The following is a 21,420-nucleotide window of genomic DNA, read 5'->3' as shown; positions in this document are numbered from 1 at the left end:
CTCCTGCTGTCGCCTACATCATTGCGTAGCTGCCGCGCCCGCCCTGCTTGGCCCGGTACATGGCCTTGTCGGCCGTGGCGAGCAGGTCTTGCGGCGTTTCGCTGCCGTTGCCCAGGGCGATGCCTATCGACACGCCGATGACCATGCTTGAATGCTCCAGCTGCAGCGGTTGGGCGATCGCGTCGATGCATCGCCGTGCCAGCGTCAATGCGGCCTGTTCCGCGGGCTCTTCGAAGTCGGTGGCCAGCAGCACGAATTCGTCGCCGCCGATGCGCGCCACTGTGTCTGTGTGCCGCACCAGGGCCCGCAGCCGGTGTGCGATTTCCCCGAGGGCCTTGTCGCCCGCTTCGTGGCCGAATGTGTCGTTGAGGTCCTTGAACCCGTCGAGGTCGAGGTAGAGCACGGCTACCTGCTGCGCGCGCTGCCTGGCATGGACCAGCGCCTGTTGCAGCCGCTCGTCCAGCAACTTGCGGTTGGGCAAGCCTGTCAATGTGTCGTGGTGGGCCAGGCGAGCCAGCGCCTCCTGGTTGTCGAGCAGCTTGGCCAGCAGCCGGTTGAAGGCCTGCGTCAGGTGCCCGATCTCGTCGTTGCGCACCACCTGCAGCGGCGTCAGCGCGAGCTCGCCGCGGGTCATGCGGTCGGCCTGGTCGGCGGCGCGTAGGAGCGGCCGCAGCAGCCACGCCATGATCAGGCCGATCACGACGAGCACCGCCGTCACGGCGGGCGCGCGTTGCTGCAGGATGAAGGTCTGCATGCGCGACACCGGGGCCAGCGCTTCTGAAACGGGCAGCCTCGCCACCACGAACCAGCCGCTGTTCGGCACCGAGGCAATGGCGGAGATTTCTTCGATGCCCTTGGCGTTGCGCGTCGTCCCGCTGCCGCGGAAACCCGCCATGGCCCGGTCGTGCAGCGGGTTCACGCCGTCGGGCGGGGTCGGCGTGAGGGACATCGAGACGTCCGTCGAGGCGACGAAGATGCGGTCGCGCGGCGAGATCACCAGGATGCCGCCGGCCTGGCCCACGCGCCCCTCTTGCAGGTGGTCGAGCAGGCCATCGGCCGAGAGGTCTGCCGTGCCGAGCAGCACGGCGACCACCTGGCCGGCACCGTTGCGGATGGGCGCGGCCATGGGCAGGGCCGAGTGCTGAGAAGCCGTGGACCGTGGGCGGCCTACCGCGCGCTTCCCGGCGGATGCGGCTGTGAATTCCGGACCGCCCGTTTCCAGCTGTACGGCGCTGTCGCGCCCGTCGAGTCGTTTGCCGGTGACATCGGTGACCACCAGGCCAAGGGGGAAGAAGGCGCTCAGCGCGCTGCGTTCCGCCAGCCATGCATGCAGCTGCTCGGGCTGCGCCAGGAGTTCCGGCGGCAGGGCGCCAGCCAGGCGCTCCAGGAACGACAGCCGTTCGTCCAGGTAGTTGTCGACATCGCGGGCCACGTAGGCGGCCAGCGCCATCTGCTGCGTCGCCACCGATTTCGTCAGGTCTTCCCGCAGGAAGCGGGTGAGCTGGATGTAGCTGGCGGCGGTGCCCACGACTGCCATCGCCAGACCCATCACGAGGAGACGAACGACCAGGCTATTGGCGGATTTTCGGAGAGTCACTCTGGCTGCGGGTCGAGAGGCGGTTAGGTGCGGGACTGTATCCGAAGCGCTCCTGCGGCCGCTGACGGCACGACCAGAGGAGGGCTGCACCCATGGCCAGCACCAGGAAGCCGCCGAAGCCTGCCAGCGTCGGCAGCAGCGGCGCATCGAAATACAGCAGCGCGCCGTACACCCCCAGCATCGCCAGCGAGGCCAGGCTCTCGTTGAAGTTCTGCACCGCGATCGACTGGCCCGGGTGCATGTACAGCAGCCCGCGGCTTTGCAGCAGCGCGTTCATCGGCACCAGCAGCAGGCCCGCGAGCGTGCCGATCACCACCAGCAGCGCGGCGGCCACGGCGGGCTGCGTCACCAGCGTCATGAGCAATATCACGGCACCCAGTGCAATGCCGATCGGCAGCGCGCGCAACGCACGCCCGAGCGGGAACCAGCGCGAGGCACCGACGGCGCCGGCCGCCATGCCGATGGCCACCGCGATCTGCAGCAGCGCGCCCTGCGACAGGGTGAGCCCCAGCCGCTCGGCCGCCCAGCGCAGCACCAGAAACTGCAGCGTGGCCGACGCGGCCCAGAAAAGGCTGGTGACGGCCAGCGAGATGCGCGCATCGGCATCGCGCCACAGCAGCGCCAGCGAGCCCCCGAAATCACGAAGCAGGCGGCCCGGATGCGCCAGCGCCGCGCGGTCGCGTGCCGGGCTGTGCGGAATCGCGAGCGTGCAGGCCGCGGCCAGCAGGTACACCGCGCCGATGGCGGGCAGGGCAAGGCCCTTGCCGACCAGCGTGCTGCCCAGCGCCACGCCGAACAGGATCGACAGCACCGTGCCTGCCTCGATCCAGCCGTTGGCGGCGACCAGTTCTTCTTGCGGAATCAGCTCGGGCAGGATGCCGTACTTGGCTGGCGAGTAGGCCGCGGCGCCAAGGCCGACCAGCGCGTAGGCCACCAGCGGCTGCACCTGCCACAGCAGCAGGGCGCAGCCGCCCAGCTTGATGAGGTTGGTGGCCATCAGCACGCGGCCCTTCGGCGCCGCGTCGGCCACGGCGCCTGCGAAGGCGGCGAGCAGCACGTAGGAAAGATAGAAGAACAGCCGCAGCGCGGGCGTCATCCAGCCGGGCGCGTGGCGCTGCATGAGCAGGTCGATGGCGACGATCAGCAGCGCGTTGTCGGCCAGCGAACTGAAGAACTGCGCGGCAACCACCGAACGCAGCGCGCGCTTGGACCGCGCGCATGGGGCCGCCGCGCTCACGCGGTCATGCCGAAGAAGTGCTGGCGGTAGCGCGGCGACACGTCGTCCACGCGCAGCATCAGCGGCAGGTCGGCGGTGTTGAAGGCCACGTCGAGTGCGGGCGGGCCGAGCAGGCGTGCGCCGCAGCGCAGATAGCCCTTGATGAGCGGCGGGGCGGTGGGAGGCGCTGTGTCGCTGTCGGCATCAGCGTCCGCTCCGGTGTCCAGCGGCAGCGCGACGCGCGGCTCCACGCGCCAGCGCTGCTCGACCAGGTGCGTGCGGCACAGCCGGTGCCACAGCCGCGCGGCCGTCGCGCCCTGGTCGTCGAGCCCGATGCTGGCGCAGCCGATCATGGTGTCGAGCGCGTGGTCGACCATGTACTGCCCCAGCGCTGCCCACAGCGCCATGATGACGCTGCCAGAGCGCCATTCGGCATCCACGCACGAGCGGCCCAGCTCCAGCGCGCGGCCGCGCAGCGGCGCGAGCGGCGACAGGTCGAACTCGGTGTCGGTGTAGAAGCCGCCCGCGCGATGCGCCGCCTCGGGCGTCAGCACGCGGTAGGTACCGATGAGCGGGCCGGGGCCCTGCAGCGGGTCGACGGCGCGCACCAGCAGGTGGTCGCAGAAGGCGTCGAAGCGGTCGACGTCGAGCCCGGGCGGCGTGCCTTCGGGTGGTGTGAGGCGCGCGCCCATCTCCTGCGCGAACACGCGAAAGCGCAGGCGCTGGGCGTCGCGCACGTCTTCTTCGCAATCGGCCCAGCGGGTTTCCAGCACGGGCGCAGCGGCCGCGAGTGGCGTGGGCGAACGGTGGGGCAGGGCGTGCGTGGCGGTGATGTCCATGTGCGTGCGGCAATTCACTCAGTTGGAGGGCGGATAGCGATCGACCAGGCGGTTCTGCCGCCGGTTGAGCCGAGCGAGCGCGAGCAGGCCGATGGGCTGCACGCCGGCCTTGCGCTGCGCCGCGCCAATTGCGAACAGCAGCCGCTGCTTGGCGAAGACCATGCGAAAGCCTTGCACCACGCCGGTGTCGGGGTCCCAGGCCTCGATGGCTTCGGAGCCCGCGCCGTTGATTTCCATGATGGTGAAGCCGCGCCCGGCGCCGAGTTCGCGCAGGCTCTGGTAGCGCACGTCGAAGCGCCCGAAACGGAAGTCGGGCATGTCGCGCGCGATGGCGTCGATGGCGCGCACGAGCTCGGGCGTGATGAGCGCGGCGCCGTCGCGGTAGAGGCCGCCCACGCGGGTCGAGCCGATGGTGGCCAGCCGCACCTGCTGGCCGGCCGCGGGCACGCTGTCGGGCGGCACGCTGCATTCGTGGCGCGGCGAGCGCGCGATGCGGCGGGCGCGCACGTCGGCCGCCACGAGCTGCGCCACGGTGCTGCGGCCGTCGCCCGTCACGCGCGGGAAGTAGCGCAGCGCCAGGCCGATGATGCGGCCTTCGCCAGTGTCGGGGTCGCGCGCATAGAAGATGCCGGCCTCGCCTTCCTGTGGCAGGTAGCGCTGCAGCACGACCGTTTCACCGCGAGGAAAGACGGCCAGGTAGGCCAGCAGCGCTGCCATGTCGGGCAGCAGGCGCACGCCGTAGCCGCACAGGCCGAGGTCGGGCTTGGCGACCACGGGAAACGCGAGGCCGCCGTTGGCCATGGTGTGCCGCAGCGAGTCTTCGGTTGCCGTGCCGTCGTTGAACACCGCGCAGTAATCGGCCGTGACCGAGCGCGCCAGCGGCCCCATGCCGCGGAAATATTCGAGCTTGCCTTCGCCCACCAGCCCGCCGGAGGTGAGGTGCGGGTTGGCCGCTGAAGGCACGGTCGTGCCGCCGTAGCGCAGCGACAGCCACAGCCACTGCACCACCAGCGGAACGCAGATGAGCCACTTGGGCATGCGCTCCAGCACGCTGCATTCGCGCACCACCGCCAGGCGGCCGGTGTCCACGCCGAAGTCGAGCCCGGCGGCCATCACGCAGCCTCCGTTGCGCGGGTGGCAATGAGGCCGACTGCGGCGATGCGATCGATGTGCGCATACACCGGCCGCTCCAGCTCCTCGCCGAACACATCGGGGTCGATCTCGGCATACGACCAGTCGAAGCCGGGTGCTGCGAGCAGGGACTGCAGTTCGGCAAGGAACGGGTCTTCGCCATCGACCATGGCCACGCCTGTGTAGAGCAGCAGTTGCCCGCCCGGCGCCAGCCGCTTCAGCGATTCGGCCGCGATGCGCACGCTGAGCGCTCGCCCAAGCCGCGTGCCGCCGTGGCGATAGGCACGCTGCGCGCCGTCGTCGAGGTAAGGCGGGTTCGACACGATGAGATCGAATTCGCCCTCGACCGCCGACAGCGCATCGCCCTGCGCGAGCGTGACGGGGACGCCGGCCACTTCCGCATTGATGGCCGTGTACTGCAGCGCGAGCGGGTTGATGTCGTTCATCACGACGGTCGCCTGCGTGCCCGTGGCGGCCAGCGCGCGTGCCACTGCGATGCCGCCCGCGCCGCTGCCGCAACCCACGTCCAGCACGCGCACATGAGGCTGTGCCTTGCGCCGGGCGAGCGCGTGGTGGAGAAAGCGCGCGAAGCGGCTGGTGTCGGGCCCGAAGAACACCGCGTTCTCCTCGACCGTCGGATAGGCCGAATGAAAGAACAGGTCGTCGCCCAGGCTGGCGATGCGCACGGTGCTGCGCAGCAGCGAGCCCGTGTGCCGCACGATGCCGGCACGCTCCATGTCGGCCAGCAATTCCGGCGGCACCGCGCGCGCTTCGAACGACAGGTTCCAGCCGAAGATGTCTCGCAGCGTCGCGCCCGGCTCGCGCCCGCGCCGCGCGAGCACGCGCTGGTGGGTCAGCGGGGTGACCGTGGTGAATCGGTAGCCCGTAGCCGCCACCTGGCGCAGCACGCCGGCCGCGTTCAGCATGCGGTGGCCTCCTCGGCGTGCCGCAGTTCGGCGGTGTAGCGCTCGAAGCAGCGTTCGCCGCAGACAAGGCGCATCAGCGCGCCTTCGGCAATGAACTGCCCGCAGGCCGGATCGGCCTCGACCAGCGGCCGGATCACTTCGCGGTTCCATGCGCGCGAATGCGACACGTCGAGCGCCGCATGCAGGTCGAAGTAGGAGCGCGCGCGGCCGCTCAGGCCCAATCGGCGCATGCCGGCCGCCACCTGCTTCACGCGCCCGGGCGCCGTGAGCTCGATGACACCGAGCGCGCCTATGGAGTGGTAGCCGTAGCGGCGCGTGGTCGCCAGCCCGACCATGGTGTTGGCGAGCGCGAGCGACTCCCACACGGTGGTGTCGATGGCCGGATGCAGGTCGAGCTCGCGCACCATGTGCTCCAGCATCTGGCCGTGCATGGCGCTTTGCTTGCCGTGCCCCATTTCGTCCCAGAAGTTGCGCGCGCATTCCAGCTTGGGCTGTGGCGGCAGCTTGACCTGGGTGTAGGCCAGCAGGTCTTCGAAGCCGGCTTCGCCCGCGGCCTCCTGTGTGAGGAACCAGCGCATCTGCGGCAGCGTGGCCTCGTCGGCCAGCCAGTCGAACAGCGGGTGATGCTGGCCGGGGCCGGTGTGCGCCAGCGATTCGAACCAGCCGATGAAGTGGCTCGCATTGCCGGCCGATGCCGCTGCCGCAGTCTGAACAGTGGCGCGCAGGGCTTCGAGGTATTTGCCTTCGAGCAGCCGGCACGCATGCTCGCGGGCAAGGTCGTCCTGCCACTGGGGCGAGGGGCTGCCGAGCCTGAGTCGCTCGGCGTTGAACCGCGCCAGGTGCCGGTGAAGCTGCGTGTTCGCGTCGGGAGTGTCGTCAGGAGACATGGCCGATCCTCGTCATCCGCTGGGCAAAAGAATCAGGTTGCGCCTTTGCAACGCGGCTGTCCGTCAGACAGTGCCTACAGATTCGCCCCTCAGCGCGGGGATCGGAGGGAGATCGGCCTCAGGTCGCCCAGATGCGGGGCGTGGCCGCGGGCAGCTGCCACAGCTCGCTGCGCCATGCCTGCCAGACCTGCCGCAGCAGCTGCATCGCGGGCTCGACCACGGGAGCCAGAACCCGCAGCACGACCACTTCGGGGTGCGGGCTGGTGGCGCCGGCGCTGTCGAACAGCGGGCTTGCTTCGAGCAGCGTGCGGGCTTGTGCAAGCAAGGCATCGCGCCGGGCGCGCGCCACCGGCGAGCCCGCCACGAAGAACAGCGAGGCCATGCAGCGGTGGCCGCCGAGGCCGATGGGGCTTTGCAGCAGCCGGTGGTCGGCCGCGTCAATGCGCCCGCGCTCCAGCCACACGCCGGGCACCTCGATGTGCTGCAGGTAGGTGCCACGCTCGAAGGGCTGGTTGGCGTTCGGCAGGCCGAGCGCGGTAACGTCCCAGCCGATCAGCTCGGCGCCGGGCGCGACCTCGATGGAGAGCCGGTTCTCCGCCTGGCAGCCGCTGTAGCAGATGGCTTCGAGCGGCAGCCATTCGAGCCGCGCGCCGGCCGCGAGGCGGATGTGCGTGCGCTGCAGCGCCAGCTCGCCTTCGGAGCGGTAGAAGCGCGAGGCGCCGGGCGTGGTGATCAGTCCGTGGCTGCCGTCGGCGGCCTCGATGTCGATGTCGAGCGTGTCGCCGCCCACCAGCCCGCCCGGCGGATGCACCAGCACGTTGTGGCAGACGGTGTCGCCCTCGGGGTACAGGCTTTGCAGGATGCGCAGCGGACCGTCATGGCGAAAGCGGGCGACGGTGCGGGCGGCTTCTTGTTGGTAAGCGAGATGGAGACGGGCGTGCCAGGGCATGCAGCGAGTCTAGTGCGCTCGCTTGCGGTGTCTCAGGTCTTCCAGGCTCCGTCGTGGGCCGCACTCGCTTCGTCGATCAGCGCCGGCCCGATGCATTCGATGGGATGCGGCGAGGCGCGGAACACGTCGCGGCACGACAGTTCGGCATCGCGCTGGTCCTGCCGCTCGCCACGAAACACGCGCAGCCGCTCGGCATCGATGCCGAACACCACGCGCCCGATGTTCGACCAGAAGATGGCGCCGGCGCACATCACGCAGGGCTCGCCCGATGCGTAGATCGTGGCGCCCGCGAGTTCTTCGCGAGAGAGCTTGCGCCCGGCCAGCGCGCGCAGGGCGTTGACTTCGGCATGGGCGGTGCAGTCGCCTGTCTCTGCATTGCTGTTGCCCGCTTCGGCCAGCACCTCTCCGGTGGCGGAGACGATGACCGAGCCGAAGGGCCGATTGCCCCGGCGGCGTGCCGCATGCGACCAGACGATGGCCTTGCGCAGGTAGCGCCCGTCGCGTTCGTCGAGCGTGGTTTCGGCGGGATAGGTGGTGGTGGTGTCGCTGTTGGAGTTCATGCCTTGGGGAGGGAGCGTTCGCTGCGCGATGGAAGCATTGAAGTGTTGAAGATGGCGTCGGACGCGGGCTTGACCTTGAGGCCGAAGACATCGGCCACTTCGTCGACCTGCTGTTCGAGCGTGAGTTTCTTTATATCGCCAAGACCGTGGCCGCGCGTGTCGGCCGCGCCCACGTATTGCGCGGTGATGCCCCAGCGCTCGAGTTCGATCTTCTCGTCGAGGATGGGCTCGCGCTGGCGCATGGCCGCGATGCTAGGCGCCGGATTTGCAAAGGTCTCGACGATGGCGCGGTTGCTCGCGCGCAAAAAGGCCGCGACCACCTTCGGGTTCTGCGCGATGAGGTTGCTGCTCGCGAGGATGGCGTTGCCGTACAGGTTGACGCCCGCGTCCGCGTACTTGAGCACCGACAGCTCCTCGGGCTTCATGCGCGCGAACAACGACACGGCCGAGTCGTGGAAGTAGGTGGCGGCATCGACGTCGCCGCGCACCATGACGTTGTCGCGTGCGCTGAAGTCGGTGGTCTGCCACTGGAAGGCGTCGCCGCGCATGCCTTGCTTGCGCGCGACCATCGGCCAGGCGCGGCGTGTCGATTCGACGGCCGCCGCTGCGACCTTCTTGCCCGCGAGGCTCTTGAAGTCGCCGGTCACGCCGCGGTCCTTGCGGCCGATGATCACGAACGGTGCGCGGTTGTAGTACTGGTACACGGCCTGCACCATCGGCGTGCCGGGGTTCTGCGCGTTGAACTCGACCAGCGAGCTGATGTCGCCCAGCCCCAGCTGGTAGACGCCGCTGGCAATGCGAGTGATGGAGGCGACCGAGCCGGCGCCGGTGTCGATGCTCACGTCGAGCCCCTCGTCCTTGTAGTAGCCCTTGGCCAGCGCCAGGAAGAAGGGAGAGGTCTGCCCGTTGATGCGGAAGTCGAGCGTGAACTTTAGCGGGGTGAGCTTGCCGTTGCTGCCTTGAGCGAAGACGGCAGGGGCGGCAAGGGTGGCGGCACTGGCCGCGAGGAAGGATCGACGTTGCATGTGGGGCCTCGGAAGCTTCGGGTCTTGAATCCCCCTGCGCAGGGCAGAAGGCGTTTCAAGAGCAATTTCCGGGCGGGCGCACGTTCGTGGTGCGTGCGCTGCTGAACGCTTCTACTCTTGCAACAGGTCATGCACGACGCATGCCAAGGGCCCTTTCGAGCATTTTGCTCGGGCATTGAGGGTGAGGGCTTGGAGGGGCAGCCTGGCCGGGCGCACAATCCGGGCGCGCAATTTGCAAGGCATGTTGCGCAGAGTAGAAGCGTTCAGCCGCGCGATGCCCCACGCATCCAGGCAGGAAATTGCTCTTTCACGTTCGTCCCCACGCAACAAAGAAGGAGTCCGCGCATGCTCGTTACCCAACAACCCGTCTTCCGCAAGTTCTGGCATGCCGTCATGCCGCTCACCGAACTGGCACAGGGCCCGAAGCCTTTCAGGCTGCTGGGCGAAGACATCGTTCTCTTCATCGATGCCGACGGCCAGCCCGCTGCGCTGCGCGACCGCTGCTGCCACCGCACCGCGAAGCTGTCGAAGGGCTGGTGCGTGGACAGCGAAGGCCAGGCCTGCGGCACCGGCGCCATCCAGTGCGGCTACCACGGCTGGACGTACGACCGCAGCGGGCAGGTCATCCGCATTCCGCAGTACGAAGCAGATCGCAAGATCTCGCCCGAGTACCGCACCACGGCCTATCGCTGCACCGCGCGCTATGGCTATGCATGGGTGGCGCTCGAAGAGCCCATTGCAGACATTCCCGCCATTCCCGAGTTCGACGACCCGGGCTACCGCACCATCTTCCAGTTCTACGAAGAGTGGCAGACCAGCCCGATGCGCGCGCTCGAAAACTCCTTCGACAACTCGCACTTCAGCTTCGTGCACCGCGCCACCTTCGGCGTGGCCGCGAGCCCGAAGCCGAGCAAGTACGAGCTGGTGGAAAACGAATCGGGCTTCTATGCCGAGACGGTCATCGAAGCGACCAACCCGGTGAAGTTCCATGCGATCAGCGGCGTGACCGACCCGATCACCACGCGCCACATGCGCAACGCCTACTTCCTGCCGTTCTCGCGCCGGCTCGACATCGAGTACCCGAGCGGCGTGCGCCACATCATCATCAACTGCTTCACGCCCATCGACGATGGTCGCATGCAGCTGTGCCAATGGCTGTTCCGCAACGACACCGAGGCCGATTGCACCGCGCAGATGCTGATCGACTTCGACGATGCTGTGACGCGCGAGGACAAAGACATCCTGGAATCGACCGACCCCGATGCGCTGGTCGATACGCGCCGGCGCGGCGTGGAGTACTCGATGGAGTCGGACCGGCCCGGCATGCTGATTCGCAAGCACCTGATGCAGTTGCTGGCGAAGCATGGCGAGGCGGAGGTTTATCGCGGCATGAGCAGTGCCGTGATTCCGATTGCAAAGGCCGCCTGAGCGGCCTCCGCATCAAGCCGGAGCAGTCGCCGGGTTCGGGCGCGTTGCGCGCGAAGAGCCCTGTTCGTAGCGGTCCATCGCAAGACCGTCGGTACGGATCTCCGGACGCTGCCCCATCACCATGTCGGAGATCAGCTTGCCCGAGCCGCAGGCCATGGTCCAGCCCAGTGTGCCGTGGCCCGTGTTGAGGAACAGGTTGCCGTAGCGCGTGCCGCCGACGATGGGCGTGCTGTCGGGCGTCATCGGGCGCAGGCCGGTCCAGAAGGTGGCGCGCGGCACGTCGCCACCGGGGAACAGGTCAGTCACGACTTTCTCGAGGGTGGCGCGGCGGTTGGGGTTCAGGCGCAGGTCGAAGCCGCCGAGTTCGGCCATACCGCCCACGCGGATGCGATTGTCGAAGCGCGTGACGGCGACCTTGTAGGTCTCGTCGAGCACGGTCGATTGCGGCGCGAGCGATTCGTCGAGCAGCGGCACGGTCAGCGAGTAGCCCTTGACCGGGTACACCGGGATGTCGAGGCCCAGCGAGGCGATGGCGGCGCGTGAGTAGCTGCCGAAGGCCATCACGTAGCGGTCGGCCGTAAGGATCTTGCCGGTGGTGGTGCGTACGCCGGTGATGCGGTTGCCGTCGGTCTCCAGTCCGTCGATGGTCTGGCCGAAGCGGAAATCCACGCCCAGGCCGCGCGCGATTTCTGCAAGGCCGCGCGTGAACAGGTGGCAGTCGCCGGTTTCGTCGTTGGGCAGGCGCAGGCCGCCTGTGAGGCGGTCGCGCGCGCCGGCCAGCGCGGGCTCGACGCTGGCGAGCGCATCGCGGTCGAGCAGTTCGTAAGGCACGCCGCATTCTTCGAGCACCGCGATGTCGCGCTGCACCGCGTCGAGCTGCGCCTGCGTGCGAAACAGCTGCAGCGTGCCGCCGGTGCGCTGCTCGTACTGCAGGCCGGTGTCGGCGCGCAGCTGCTGCAGGCAGCCGCGGCTGTATTCGGCCACGCGCATCATGCGTTCCTTGTTCACCGCGTAGGCCTCGGGCGAGCAGTTGCGCAGCATCGCGGCCATCCAGCGCAGCTGGAACATCGTGCCGTCGGGGCGGATGGACAGCGGCGCGTGCTTCTTGAACATCCACTTGATCGCCTTCAGCGGAATGCCCGGCGCGGCCCACGGCGTGGAGTAGCCCGGCGACACCTGGCCGGCGTTGCCGAAGCTGGTTTCCTCGGCGGGGCCGGCCTGCCGGTCGAGCAGGGTGACCTCGGCGCCCGAGCGCGCGAGATAGTAGGCCGTGGTGGTGCCGATCACGCCGCCGCCGAGAACGATGACTTTCATGGTGTATTCACTGATTCAGATGGAATGAGTGGAATCTAAAGTGCACAATGCAGTGGATTCCATTGTTTTCAGACGTTTGGCAGTGAAATACACTGCCGCCAATCGTCCAAAGCCGCGCGCGAAGTGAAATGCCCGAACTCGACCGAATCGACCGCAAGATCCTCGACCTGCTTCAGCGCCAGGGCCGTGTTTCCATGACCGAGCTGGCCGAGCACATCGGCCTGTCGGCCTCGCCCTGCGCCGAGCGCGTGAAGCGCATGGAGCGCGACGGCGTCATCACGGGCTACCACGCGCACGTGTCGCCCGAGGCGCTGGGCAAGACGCTGCTGGTGTTCGTCGAGATCAAGCTCTCGGCCAAGTCCGGCGACGTGTTCGACAAGGTGCGCAAGGAACTGCTGCACATGCCCGAGGTGCTCGAATGCCACCTGGTGTCGGGCAGCTTCGACTACCTCGTGAAGGCGCGGCTCAGCGGCATGAGCGAGTACCGGCACCTGCTGGGCGACATCCTGAAGAAGTTGCCGGTGGCGGCCGAGTCGCACAGCTACGTGGTGATGGAAGAAATCAAGGAAACGCTGATGCTGGCCGTGGACCGCTGAACCGATGAGCACGAACCACGACATTCCCGACATCGCCATCCGGCCCTGGCGCCTCGACGACTTCGACGCGGTGAAGGCCATCCTCGACGACACCTTCGCCGGCACCTGGCTGCCGCAGCTCACGCCCGAGGCCGCGAAGGCCTACAAGGAGAGCGGCGAGCCCGTGGGCTACATCGACGAGATGGGCCCCGCCTTCTTCGTGGCGGAGATCGACGGCGAGGTTGTCGGCATGGTCCATTGGGAGCACGACTTCGTGCACGCGCTGCACGTGCCGGCAGAGCACCAGCGCAAGGGCATCGCCCGTGCCCTGATGGCCTTCGCCGAAGACGGCATGCGCGCTGATGGTGTGGCACTCGCGCGGCTCGAAACCGACACCTTCAACACGCAGAGCCAGGGCTTTTACCTCGCGCTCGGCTACCGCGAGGCCGACCGCTACCCCGATCTCGAATGGCACAGCGGGTTCACGACCATCCTGTACGTGAAGACGCTTTCCTCCTGAACCGCAACTCCCTACCAAGGACACCTGCATGACGATCTCGATCCACCGCGACGGCACCACCGGCACGCGCCACATCCTGAAGATCCGCAACCACGAGATTCCGGTCGATGCATCGCCCGCTGGCGGCGGCAGCGACGCCGGCCCCGAGCCGCATGACCTGTACGACGCATCGCTCGCGGCCTGCAAGGCGCTCACGGTGCTGATCTATGCGCGGCGCAAGGGCATTCCGGTGGAAGACATCGAGGTCGTGGTCGACCGCGACGACAGCGAGGAGCGCAAGGGCGTCTACCGCCTCAAGTCGGGCCTGCGGCTGAGCGGCGACCTGACGGAGGCGCAGCGTGACGAACTGTTGCGCGTGGCCGGCAAGTGCCCTGTGCACAAGCTCATGACCGAGGTGAAGACCGAGATCGAGACCGGCTGGGCGGACTGACCGGGTTGGGTCAATGCAGCACGCGGTAGGTGCGTACCGCGCGCAGCAGCGCCCACAGGCCGGCTTCGGCCGGCACCTTCTTCTCGTTGAACGACACGGCGATGTACACATCGTCGGCCGGCACGTAGGCCACGATGCTCGTGAAGCCCTCGATGCCGCCGCTGTGCCCGAGCATCAAACCGGGGCCGTCGGGCACGTCGTAGAGCTGCACGCCCATGCCATAGAACGCGTTGCTCCCGGCATAGGGGCCGAGCATGGCGGGCATGCCGGTGAACATGCGGTGTACCGCTTCGCCGGGCAGCACCTTGCCCGCGAGCAATGCGTGCCAGAACACCGCGAGATCGCCTGCGGTCGATGCCAGCGCGCCTGCGGCGTAGGGCGTGGCGTACTGGTCCGGTGCGTCGATTGGTCGGCCGGCTGCATGGCCCGTGGCGACGGGCAGTTCGACGCCCGGCTTGCGCATGGCCGTGTGCTTCAGCGCTAGGGGCTTGATGAGCCGCTTCGTGAGCACGTCTGCGAACGGCGCGCCGTCCACCTTCTCGACGATCACTCCGAGCATTGCGTAGCCGGTGTTGGTGTAGCTCCAATTCGTGCCGGGGCAGAACTGCGGCTTTTGCGACATGCCGAGTGCGATGACGTCGGCGGGCGTGCGGTAGGCCGTTCCGAGTGATGGCAGAGCGTTGAAGCTCACGAGGCCGCTGGTGTGGCGCAGCAGTTGCTCGATGGTTGTGAGCTTCGCATTCGGCGCGTCGGGAAACCACTTGTCTATGGTGTCGTCGAGCCTGAGCTTGCCTTCCTCGACGAGCTGCAGCACGACGGCGGCCGTCAGTGTCTTGGCGGTGCTTGCCACCTGGAAGGGCTGGTCGGGTACGACTGGTTGTGGCGGTTCCTTGCGTGCCAGGCCGCGCGTGGCCGACCAGATGCCTTCGCCGGGAATCGCGACGGCCACGCTGGCAGCGGGAACGTGCGCGAGCATCTTGTCGAGCGCGTCGCCGAGTGCTTTCTGCAGCTCGACAGGCAACTCGCCGTCGATGGAGCGCTTGAAGTCCTTCTGCCATATCGCCTCGGGCGCTGAACGCATCGGCGGGCCGGCGTAGATGGGCGAGGGCGCGCACTGCGCCTGCGCGAGGCCCCACGCCACCGACGTGGCCAGCAGAACGGCCGATGAAATCTTCCGCAACGACATTCGGTGCTCCCGGTGTGCCGGCCTACTTGGCCGCTTCGGCTTTCGCGCGTGCGGTTTCAATGCGCTTGGCATTGCGGTCGCCCCAATCGGCCAGCGGCCCGAGTGCCGCATTGAGCGTGGCGCCCAGCTTGGTTGCCGAGTACTCCACGCGCGGCGGCACTTCGTGGAACACCTCGCGATGGACGATGCCGTCGGTCTCGAGTTCGCGTAGCTGCTGGATGAGCATCTTCTCGCTGATGTCGGGCAGCAGCCGCTTGAGCTCGCCGAAGCGATAGGCCTGCGCGTTCAGCTCCCAGAGGATGACGGCCTTCCATTTGCCGCCGATGACGTCGAACGCAGGCCCGATGCCGCAGTTGTAGGGTTTCTTAGATTTCATTTCTTATCCGTGGAATGCCCCGTAAATACCCAATACATACGTTTTGGTAAGTACCTGACTTTATTGTAGGTACTTGACCATATAGAAGCGAAATTTCTACGATTCAATTGTCTTCACAAACAGAAATCGAATCCTCATGAACAACAAGCGAGTTTCCGTTCTGGGCCTGGGCTCGATGGGTTTCACCATTGCTCAGCTCTATCTCGATCAGGGCTACGAAGTCACGGTGTGGAACCGCACGCCCGGCAAGGCCGATGCGCTGGTCGCGAAGGGCGCCGTGCTGGCGCGCGACGCAAGCGAGGCGTTGCGCGCGAGCCGCGTTGCGGTGATGTGCGTCTACGACTACCGCGCCGCCGATGCGATCCTGTCGGAGCAAGGCACGGCCGCCACGATGGATGGCCGCCTGCTGGTGCAGCTGACCACCGGCAGCCCGCAGGATGCGCGCGATGCAGAGGTCTGGGCTCACCGCCACGGCGCTGCGTATCTCGAAGGCGCGATCCAGGCCGCGCCGGACCAGATGGGCCGGCCCGATACGCCGCTGCTGGTGTCTGGCGAAAAGCACGTGTTCGACGAGGCCGAGCCGTGGCTGAAGGTGCTGGCCGGCGGCATCATCTATCTGGGCGAGAAGGCGAGCGCAGCGGCGGCCATGGACCTCGCCACGCTCTCCACCATCTACGGCACGATGCTCGGCTTCATTCACGGCGCACGCATCGCCGAGCACGAAGGCTTCGACGTGGTGGAATACGGCCGCATCGTTGCGGGCATCATGCCGACCTTCGCGGGTTTTCTTCAGCACGAGGGCTCCGTCATCCAGTCGGGCGATTTCAGCATCTCGCAGAGCCCGATGCGCATCTCGGTCGAGGCAACGCAGCGCATCCTGCAGGCGGCGCAGGCGTCGGGCATCAACACCGAGTTTCCGGCCTTCGCCGCGGGACTCTTCCAGCGGGCCGATGCGGCAGGGCTCGGCGGCGAGGAGCTCGCTGCGTTGATCAAGCTGCTGCGCGCTTGAAAGGCATCGGCATGGCTCAAGCCCATGTCATGAACTGGATGGCACGCAGCACATCGGCCTCGCGCTCCATGAAGAAGTCGGTGTGGTTGCTGTTGTCGAGGGTCAGCCGGTTCGGGGTGTTGAGCGCCGCCACGAGCTGGTTCGAATTCGTGATGGCCGCGCTACGGATCATGCGCACGTAGTCCGAGGCATCTTTCTGCGTCTTGGCATCGAGCGGCAGTTCCAGCCACGGGAACATGTCGCGGGTGTCCGCAGGCAGGGCGGTCACGACCAGCGAAGGTGCGCGCACGGCCTTGTAGTCGGGCGAGAACGAGTGGGCGGCTGTTTCCATGGCGTCATTCACTTCGCTGGGTGTGTTGAGACTCACGCTTCCGTCGGCATGGATGTCGAGGCTGTCGCGCAAGTTCGCTTCCAGCACAGGCCACCAGTTCTTCGAATTGCGGCGGGAGAAGGCGATGGCAGCCTGCAGCGAGCGGCCGTTCTCCGGCTTCGGTTTGGGTTCTTCGAGCAGTGAGTTCGTCGGTACGTCCTCGCCGCCACTGTCTGCGCCCACCGTGTAATCGAAGGTCGTGTCGAGATAGATCAGGCCCTGCGTCCGTTCGGGATACAGGCCCGCGAAGCGCGTGAGCTCGTTGCCTGCGATCGAATGGCCGCCCAGCACCGCGCGCCGTACGCCGAGGGCGTCAAGCACGGCCTTCAGGTCGGCCACGAGCGTGTCCACCTCGTAATACTGCGTGGCGGTCTTCACGGGCAGCGGCTTGTCCGAGAGGCCGTAGCCGCGGCGGCTGATCGCGATCACGCGCGACTTGGCGGCCAGTGCGGGTGCGAGGCCGTCGAAGCTGCGCGCGTTGGCGCCAAGCCCGGGCAGAAATACAAAGACCGGGCCGGTGCTGCGGGGCGGCTGCCAGTCGCGCACCTGCAGCGAGACTTCGGGCGAGCTCGAGACCTTGATACGGCGGTCGATGACGGAGACTTTGCCTTCGCCACTGTCGTTCCTTGGGCTTCCATCGCCAACACCCGGGTTGGTGTTCGGGGGGGCATCCGGGTTGGCACCTGGGCCGGCAGCGGCGGGAGCAGCAGGACTGGCATCCGTGCCAATGCCGGGCCCGATGCCAACGCCGCCGCGGCCGCCGCCACCACCGCAGGCGGCGAGCCCTGCAGCACTGGTCAGTGCCATGGCATGGAGGATGTCCCGCCGCCGGAGGCGGTTGCGATCCGGCTGGTCGCGAGGGGCCAGGAGGGTGGGCGATCGATTCACGTCGGTGTTCCGTTTCCGTGTGGTGAGGAGTCGCTCCAGTGTCCGGGCCCCACCTGAAGGGTTGCTTCGGCATTCATGAAGATTTCCTGAAGTGCTTCACCGGCGTGTCGCTGATACTCCGGCCACATTCCGGAAACGGAGTGGTTCGTTCACGTGGAGGCTCATGAATCTCTTGCTTGTTGAGGACGACCTTGACCTGGGCAACGGCGTGCGCATCGCGCTGGCCAATCAAGGCATGGATGTGGTGTGGGTCCGCAGACTCGACGACGCCTTGCGCACCCTCGACGGCGGCACCTTCGACATGGTGCTGCTCGACCTCGGCCTGCCCGACGGCGACGGGCTCGACCTGCTGTTCCGCCTGCGCCGCGACCGGCAGATATTGCCGGTGCTGGTGCTGAGCGCTCGCGACGCGCTGACCGACCGGCTGCGCAGCCTGGACGACGGCGCGGACGACTATCTCGTCAAGCCCTTTGCGCTGGCCGAGCTGCTGTCGCGCGTGCGGGCGCTCGCGCGCCGCAGCTACGGCTTCAACGACGAGACCATCCGCATGCGCGGCCTGGCGCTTCACGAGCCCACGCGCGGCGTGATCGTCGATGGCGAGCCGGTGGAGCTTTCGCGCTGCGAGTTCGACCTGCTGGCCTTGCTGCTCAAGCGCACCGGCCGCGTGGTCACGCGCCGCGTGATGGAAGAGCAGGTGCTGCCCGGCGGCCAGGCCAACGGCAGCAATTCGCTCGAGGTGCACATCTCCAACCTGCGCAAGAAGATCGGCCAGGGCTACATCCGCACGGTGCGCGGCATCGGCTACGTGATCGACGTGCAGTCGCTCGTGCGGAGCACGCAGAAATGATGCAGGCGCTGGCGCAGCGCTGGAAGAACTGGAAACAACCTTCCCTGATGCGGCGCCTGCTGCTGGCGCAGATGGGGGTGGTCGCCTTGCTGTGGACCATGGCCATCGCGCTGCTGCTGTACGACTCCTACGAAGACCCCGAGCTGCTGAAGTTCGACAAGATCTTCCAGTCGGTGATTGCAATTGCGAAGAACACGGCCGACCAGCCCGACAAGCAACAGGAAACCCTGGCCGCCTTCGAGGCTGCGCTGCTCGAAACCATGGGCGACGGCGACGCCGCTTCGGACACCTCGCCGGTGCTGCAGGTCTGGCAGGGCGACAAATTGATCTATCGCTCGACGGCGGCCGTGCCCGTGATCCTGAATACCGTGCCGAACCGCGTCGAGACCGTGAAGGCGGGCAACCGCGAGTGGCGCGCGCGCACGCTGGCCTCGCCCACCTCGGACGTTCGCGTGATGCTGGCCGAGCCCAGCGTCTGGCGGTTGACGGTCACCGTGATGTACCGCGGCTACTACCTGCTGCCGCTGGTCATCAGCTTGCCTTTTCTGGTGTTTCCCGCGTGGCTGTCGGTGCGCCTTGCGCTGCGGCCGTGGCGCCGGGTGAGCCAGGAAACCGCTGAGCGCGGGCCGGCCGACCTCACGCCGCTGTCGTACGCGCCGCCGCACAAGGAACTGCAGCCGCTGGTGCAGAGCATCAACAGCCTGCTGCAGCGGGTGCGCGACAGCACTTCGCGCGAGCGCAGCCTGATCGCCGACGCCGCGCACGAGCTGCGCACCCCGCTGGCGGCCATGCGAGTGAATGTGGAGGCGCTGAAAGAGCAGAGCACCGACGAACAGCAGCGCGAGCTCATGGGCAATCTGCTGCGCAGCAACGATCGCGCGGCGCGGCTGGTGGGGCAGCTGCTGCAGCTCATGCGCAGCGACGCGGTTTCGGACAACGCGCTACCCGTGATGCTGTCGCTCGACGCGCTGGTGCAAGACCGGCTGGCCATGATCGAAGGGCTGGCCAGCGCCCGCAACGTCGAGCTGGAACTGGTGAGCGAAGACCGCGTGCCGGTGCTCGGCGAGCGCGAAAGCCTGGTCTCGATGATCGACAACCTAATCAACAACGCCATCAAGTACAGCCCGCCGGGGAGCACGGTGGTCGTGCATGTGGCGCGCGAGGGCACCCAAGCACTTCTGACGGTGGCAGACGAGGGGCCCGGCATTCCGCCCGCGTTGCGCGAGCGGGTGTTCGACCGCTTCTTCCGCAACCCCGACCAGAACCAGAGCGGCAGCGGGCTGGGGCTGGCCATCGTCAAATCGGTGGTCGACCGGCACGGCGGCGAAGTCGCGCTCGGTGAAACCGCGAACGGCGGCCTGCTGGCCACCGTGCGGCTGCCGCTGGCCATGGCCGATACGCCGCAGCCAATGCTCTGCAGCTGAAACCTCGCCTGGCGCACGGCCAAAGGACCAGGGCAGGGCCAATTTGGTGCAAAGAATTACACTACCCGGTGCTGTTTACAGGACACTTTCCAAATGAAGTGGGTCATTCTTGCCATCTTCGCGCTCAGTGCGCTCTACGTTCATTTCCGCGGCCAGGTGCGGCATCGCTTCTTCAGACAGCTCTCTGATCACTCGACCTTCCTGGCCCCGTTGAACGTCTTCATGTACCTTTTCTCGAAGGTGCCGGGTACGCCGTACCTGTCGCCCGCGCAGTTCCCCGAGATGCGCGTGCTCGAAGAAAACTGGGAAGTCATCCGCGAAGAAGCGCTGGCCATGCGCAATGGCGGCAGCATCAAGGCGTCGAGCCAGTTCAACGACGTGGGCTTCAACTCCTTCTTCAAGAGCGGCTGGAAGCGCTTCTATCTGAAGTGGTACGACGAGGCGCATCCCTCGGCCGCGGTGCTGTGCCCGCGCACCACAGAGCTGCTCAAGGGCATCGGCACCATCAAGGCCGCGATGTTCGCCGAGCTGCCGCCGGGCAGCCGCCTCGTGCGCCACCGCGACCCCTTCGCCGGTTCGTTGCGCTACCACCTGGGCCTGTGGACGCCGGGTGTCGAAGGCTGCTACATCGACGTGGACGGCCAGCGCTATCACTGGCGCGACGGTGAAGCCGTGGTGTTCGACGAAACCTTCATCCACTACGCCGAGAACACGACCGACCACGACCGCGTGATCCTGTTCTGCGACATCGAGCGCCCGCTGAAGTACCGCTGGGCCAGCGCCGTGAACCGCTGGTTCGCGAAGAACCTGCTGGCCGCCGCCAGCTCGCCCAACGACGCGGGCGACAAGACGGGCGGTATCAACCGCGCCTTCAAGTACATCTACCAGATCCGCGTGATCGGCAAGCGCCTGAAGGCTTGGGACAAGCGCGTGTACTACCTCGTGAAGTGGGCCATCTTCGGTGGCCTGGCCCTCTGGATCTTCTGGTAATGCCGGCTTTTCACGGCTTTCGCTGAAGGCCGAAGGCGGTTGCGAAGGCCTCTGCAACCGCCTCGACATTGCGGCTGCCTTCGTCCGAGTTTCGCCAGACCAGCGAGAGCTTGCGAAACGGAGCACGACTTCCCAGGCCCACTTCGCGCACCGCATAGGCATCGACCAGCGGACGCCTGGGCTGCGGGACGACGGAAACTCCCAAGCCCTGGGCGACCATTGCAACGATGGCGTCCATCGAGCGCAGCTCCATCACGCAGCGCGCATCGGGTTTCAGGCTGCGCACGTATCGCGCGGCGACGCGTCCTCCCGAAAGAGACAGGTCGTAGCCGATCCAGTCGTAGGCTTCCAGCAGTTGCCTGACGGTCTTACCGGAGGCATTCGGCGGCGCCAGCAACACGTAGGGCTGGCGATGCAGTTCCCGCCAGACCAACCGGCGCGAGCCACCGGCTTCCGGCCTGACGAGCAACGCGACGTCGAGCCGCGCCGCCTTCAGCTCGGAGATCATTTCGTCGCTGTCATTCAGCGGGGGAACCACCACATCCAGCGGCGGATGCTTCCGGCGAAGCTCATGCAGCGCCTGCGGCAGCACGTCGCTCTGCATGCTGGTGATCACGCCGACCCTGATGCGGCCCGCCACTTCCACCACCGGGCGGGAGCGAAGCATCTGCAGCCGGTGGGAGAAGTCGCCCACCGCGCTCACTACCTCATGGGCAAAGGCCGTTGGCGCCACCACGCGGGTGGAGCGGTCGAACAGCGGCTTGCCGAAATACTGCTCCAGCTGCTTGACCTGCAGGCTCACCGCGCTCGGGCTGCAGCCCACGACGCCGGCCGCGGCGGTGAAGCTGCCCTGTTCGAGGATGGTGCGCAGGGTGACCAGCATCGTGAGATTCATGAGAAATCCTCACAGTTGATATTTGTATATCTCGCTTT

At 67.2% G+C, this 21,420-nt stretch carries 22 protein-coding genes; 8 read left to right on the top strand and 14 right to left on the bottom strand.

The genetic code is table 11. The features are described 5' to 3' along the window. Positions 1-13: 13 nt before the first annotated feature. The 9 genes from BLW48_RS24895 to BLW48_RS24855 all read right to left on the bottom strand — a co-directional run bounded on the left by BLW48_RS24895 (position 14) and on the right by BLW48_RS24855 (position 9,130). Positions 14-1,537, bottom strand: coding sequence for a GGDEF domain-containing protein (locus BLW48_RS24895; RefSeq protein ID WP_256330907.1), 1,524 nt, complete (start codon positions 1,535-1,537; stop codon positions 14-16). A 34-nt stretch (positions 1,538-1,571) separates the two neighbouring features. Then, positions 1,572-2,834 carry a lysophospholipid transporter LplT gene (gene lplT / locus BLW48_RS24890; protein ID WP_256330906.1) on the bottom strand — a complete coding sequence of 421 codons (1,263 nt, stop codon included), beginning with the start codon at positions 2,832-2,834 and terminating at the stop codon, positions 1,572-1,574. Then, positions 2,831-3,652 (bottom strand): GNAT family N-acetyltransferase, encoded by an 822-nt coding sequence (locus tag BLW48_RS24885; RefSeq protein ID WP_177142400.1) that lies wholly within the window; start codon positions 3,650-3,652, stop codon positions 2,831-2,833. The genes lplT and BLW48_RS24885 overlap by 4 nt, the downstream gene beginning before the upstream one ends. Positions 3,653-3,670: 18 nt before the next feature. Then, on the bottom strand, positions 3,671-4,765 hold the full coding sequence (locus BLW48_RS24880) for a hypothetical protein (protein ID WP_093178065.1): 1,095 nt from the start codon (positions 4,763-4,765) through the stop codon (positions 3,671-3,673). Beyond that, on the bottom strand, positions 4,765-5,709 hold the full coding sequence (locus BLW48_RS24875; RefSeq protein ID WP_093178064.1) for a methyltransferase: 945 nt from the start codon (positions 5,707-5,709) through the stop codon (positions 4,765-4,767). Before BLW48_RS24875 ends, BLW48_RS24880 begins: the two co-directional genes overlap by 1 nt. Further along, entirely contained in the window at positions 5,703-6,596 is an 894-nt protein-coding gene (locus tag BLW48_RS24870) for an iron-containing redox enzyme family protein (RefSeq protein WP_093178062.1), read from the bottom strand. The genes BLW48_RS24875 and BLW48_RS24870 overlap by 7 nt, the downstream gene beginning before the upstream one ends. 118 nt (positions 6,597-6,714) lie before the next feature. Then, complete coding sequence (locus BLW48_RS24865; RefSeq protein WP_093178061.1) at positions 6,715-7,545, bottom strand: urease accessory protein UreD; 831 nt, start codon at positions 7,543-7,545, stop codon at positions 6,715-6,717. 32 nt (positions 7,546-7,577) lie between these two features. Continuing rightward, positions 7,578-8,105 carry a nucleoside deaminase gene (locus tag BLW48_RS24860; RefSeq protein WP_093178059.1) on the bottom strand — a complete coding sequence of 176 codons (528 nt, stop codon included), beginning with the start codon at positions 8,103-8,105 and terminating at the stop codon, positions 7,578-7,580. Continuing rightward, positions 8,102-9,130, bottom strand: coding sequence for an ABC transporter substrate-binding protein (locus BLW48_RS24855; RefSeq protein WP_093080619.1), 1,029 nt, complete (start codon positions 9,128-9,130; stop codon positions 8,102-8,104). The genes BLW48_RS24860 and BLW48_RS24855 overlap by 4 nt, the downstream gene beginning before the upstream one ends. 345 nt (positions 9,131-9,475) lie before the next feature. Between BLW48_RS24855 and BLW48_RS24850 the strand changes: the two genes are divergently transcribed. After that, positions 9,476-10,558, top strand: a complete 1,083-nt coding sequence (locus BLW48_RS24850; RefSeq protein WP_093178058.1) for an aromatic ring-hydroxylating dioxygenase subunit alpha — start codon at positions 9,476-9,478, stop codon at positions 10,556-10,558. 12 nt (positions 10,559-10,570) lie between these two features. On the opposite strand, the gene BLW48_RS24845 is transcribed toward BLW48_RS24850, so the two are convergent. After that, the gene (locus BLW48_RS24845) at positions 10,571-11,872 is read right to left on the bottom strand and encodes a D-amino acid dehydrogenase (RefSeq protein WP_093178056.1); all 1,302 of its coding nucleotides are present in this window, start codon (positions 11,870-11,872) and stop codon (positions 10,571-10,573) included. A gap of 128 nt (positions 11,873-12,000) precedes the next feature. Between BLW48_RS24845 and BLW48_RS24840 the strand changes: the two genes are divergently transcribed. Genes BLW48_RS24840 through BLW48_RS24830 form a run of 3 tightly spaced genes read left to right on the top strand, consistent with a single transcriptional unit; the run spans position 12,001 to position 13,397 of the window. Next, positions 12,001-12,468 carry a winged helix-turn-helix transcriptional regulator gene (locus BLW48_RS24840; protein ID WP_093058103.1) on the top strand — a complete coding sequence of 156 codons (468 nt, stop codon included), beginning with the start codon at positions 12,001-12,003 and terminating at the stop codon, positions 12,466-12,468. 4 nt (positions 12,469-12,472) lie between these two features. Beyond that, positions 12,473-12,967 carry a GNAT family N-acetyltransferase gene (locus BLW48_RS24835; RefSeq protein WP_093080611.1) on the top strand — a complete coding sequence of 165 codons (495 nt, stop codon included), beginning with the start codon at positions 12,473-12,475 and terminating at the stop codon, positions 12,965-12,967. Positions 12,968-12,995: 28 nt separating this feature from the next. Then, positions 12,996-13,397 (top strand): OsmC family protein, encoded by a 402-nt coding sequence (locus BLW48_RS24830; RefSeq protein WP_093178054.1) that lies wholly within the window; start codon positions 12,996-12,998, stop codon positions 13,395-13,397. Positions 13,398-13,407: 10 nt separating this feature from the next. Here the strand turns inward: BLW48_RS24830 and BLW48_RS24825 are convergent, their stop codons facing one another. Both BLW48_RS24825 and BLW48_RS24820 read right to left on the bottom strand, forming a co-directional pair. Then, positions 13,408-14,583, bottom strand: coding sequence for a serine hydrolase domain-containing protein (locus BLW48_RS24825; RefSeq protein WP_177142399.1), 1,176 nt, complete (start codon positions 14,581-14,583; stop codon positions 13,408-13,410). Positions 14,584-14,605: 22 nt separating this feature from the next. Then, positions 14,606-14,959: a winged helix-turn-helix transcriptional regulator gene (locus BLW48_RS24820; RefSeq protein WP_093058107.1), complete on the bottom strand. Its 354-nt coding sequence runs from the start codon at positions 14,957-14,959 to the stop codon at positions 14,606-14,608. A gap of 136 nt (positions 14,960-15,095) precedes the next feature. On the opposite strand from BLW48_RS24820, the gene BLW48_RS24815 reads away from it, so the two are divergent. Next, a complete protein-coding gene (locus BLW48_RS24815) occupies positions 15,096-15,968 on the top strand; it encodes an NAD(P)-dependent oxidoreductase (RefSeq protein WP_093178051.1) in 873 nt (290 codons plus the stop codon). Between the two features lie 16 nt (positions 15,969-15,984). Here the strand turns inward: BLW48_RS24815 and BLW48_RS24810 are convergent, their stop codons facing one another. Then, positions 15,985-17,145, bottom strand: coding sequence for an alpha/beta fold hydrolase (locus tag BLW48_RS24810; RefSeq protein WP_093058109.1), 1,161 nt, complete (start codon positions 17,143-17,145; stop codon positions 15,985-15,987). A 244-nt stretch (positions 17,146-17,389) separates the two neighbouring features. On the opposite strand from BLW48_RS24810, the gene BLW48_RS24805 reads away from it, so the two are divergent. The 3 genes from BLW48_RS24805 to lpxO all read left to right on the top strand — a co-directional run bounded on the left by BLW48_RS24805 (position 17,390) and on the right by lpxO (position 20,487). Next, a complete protein-coding gene (locus tag BLW48_RS24805; protein WP_093058110.1) occupies positions 17,390-18,073 on the top strand; it encodes a response regulator in 684 nt (227 codons plus the stop codon). After that, positions 18,070-19,497, top strand: coding sequence for a sensor histidine kinase (locus tag BLW48_RS24800; protein WP_093178050.1), 1,428 nt, complete (start codon positions 18,070-18,072; stop codon positions 19,495-19,497). The genes BLW48_RS24805 and BLW48_RS24800 overlap by 4 nt, the downstream gene beginning before the upstream one ends. Before the next feature lie 93 nt (positions 19,498-19,590). After that, positions 19,591-20,487, top strand: a complete 897-nt coding sequence (gene lpxO, locus BLW48_RS24795) for a lipid A hydroxylase LpxO (RefSeq protein ID WP_093058112.1) — start codon at positions 19,591-19,593, stop codon at positions 20,485-20,487. A 10-nt stretch (positions 20,488-20,497) separates the two neighbouring features. On the opposite strand, the gene BLW48_RS24790 is transcribed toward lpxO, so the two are convergent. Further along, positions 20,498-21,382: a LysR family transcriptional regulator gene (locus BLW48_RS24790; RefSeq protein ID WP_093178048.1), complete on the bottom strand. Its 885-nt coding sequence runs from the start codon at positions 21,380-21,382 to the stop codon at positions 20,498-20,500. Positions 21,383-21,420 lie beyond the last annotated feature (38 nt).

This window comes from Variovorax sp. YR266, assembly GCF_900107295.1.
Classification (GTDB): domain Bacteria; phylum Pseudomonadota; class Gammaproteobacteria; order Burkholderiales; family Burkholderiaceae_C; genus Variovorax.
The sequence above is the reverse complement of the archived record's forward strand: the minus strand, read 5'-3'. Positions and strand labels throughout refer to the sequence as shown.

Coding starts and splice junctions, on each gene's coding strand:
- BLW48_RS24815 (WP_093178051.1), top strand. CDS start 15,096: ATGAACAACAAGCGAGTTTCCGTTCTGGGCCTGGGCTCGATGGGTTTC.
- BLW48_RS24790 (WP_093178048.1), bottom strand. CDS start 21,382: ATGAATCTCACGATGCTGGTCACCCTGCGCACCATCCTCGAACAGGGC.
- BLW48_RS24805 (WP_093058110.1), top strand. CDS start 17,390: ATGAATCTCTTGCTTGTTGAGGACGACCTTGACCTGGGCAACGGCGTG.
- BLW48_RS24830 (WP_093178054.1), top strand. CDS start 12,996: ATGACGATCTCGATCCACCGCGACGGCACCACCGGCACGCGCCACATC.
- BLW48_RS24870 (WP_093178062.1), bottom strand. CDS start 6,596: ATGTCTCCTGACGACACTCCCGACGCGAACACGCAGCTTCACCGGCAC.
- BLW48_RS24850 (WP_093178058.1), top strand. CDS start 9,476: ATGCTCGTTACCCAACAACCCGTCTTCCGCAAGTTCTGGCATGCCGTC.
- BLW48_RS24880 (WP_093178065.1), bottom strand. CDS start 4,765: ATGGCCGCCGGGCTCGACTTCGGCGTGGACACCGGCCGCCTGGCGGTG.
- BLW48_RS24855 (WP_093080619.1), bottom strand. CDS start 9,130: ATGCAACGTCGATCCTTCCTCGCGGCCAGTGCCGCCACCCTTGCCGCC.
- BLW48_RS24895 (WP_256330907.1), bottom strand. CDS start 1,537: ATGGCAGTCGTGGGCACCGCCGCCAGCTACATCCAGCTCACCCGCTTC.
- BLW48_RS24875 (WP_093178064.1), bottom strand. CDS start 5,709: ATGCTGAACGCGGCCGGCGTGCTGCGCCAGGTGGCGGCTACGGGCTAC.
- BLW48_RS24810 (WP_093058109.1), bottom strand. CDS start 17,145: ATGGCACTGACCAGTGCTGCAGGGCTCGCCGCCTGCGGTGGTGGCGGC.
- BLW48_RS24820 (WP_093058107.1), bottom strand. CDS start 14,959: ATGAAATCTAAGAAACCCTACAACTGCGGCATCGGGCCTGCGTTCGAC.
- BLW48_RS24825 (WP_177142399.1), bottom strand. CDS start 14,583: ATGTCGTTGCGGAAGATTTCATCGGCCGTTCTGCTGGCCACGTCGGTG.
- BLW48_RS24885 (WP_177142400.1), bottom strand. CDS start 3,652: ATGGACATCACCGCCACGCACGCCCTGCCCCACCGTTCGCCCACGCCA.
- BLW48_RS24845 (WP_093178056.1), bottom strand. CDS start 11,872: ATGAAAGTCATCGTTCTCGGCGGCGGCGTGATCGGCACCACCACGGCC.
- BLW48_RS24860 (WP_093178059.1), bottom strand. CDS start 8,105: ATGAACTCCAACAGCGACACCACCACCACCTATCCCGCCGAAACCACG.
- BLW48_RS24835 (WP_093080611.1), top strand. CDS start 12,473: ATGAGCACGAACCACGACATTCCCGACATCGCCATCCGGCCCTGGCGC.
- BLW48_RS24840 (WP_093058103.1), top strand. CDS start 12,001: ATGCCCGAACTCGACCGAATCGACCGCAAGATCCTCGACCTGCTTCAG.
- lpxO (WP_093058112.1), top strand. CDS start 19,591: ATGAAGTGGGTCATTCTTGCCATCTTCGCGCTCAGTGCGCTCTACGTT.
- BLW48_RS24800 (WP_093178050.1), top strand. CDS start 18,070: ATGATGCAGGCGCTGGCGCAGCGCTGGAAGAACTGGAAACAACCTTCC.
- BLW48_RS24865 (WP_093178061.1), bottom strand. CDS start 7,545: ATGCCCTGGCACGCCCGTCTCCATCTCGCTTACCAACAAGAAGCCGCC.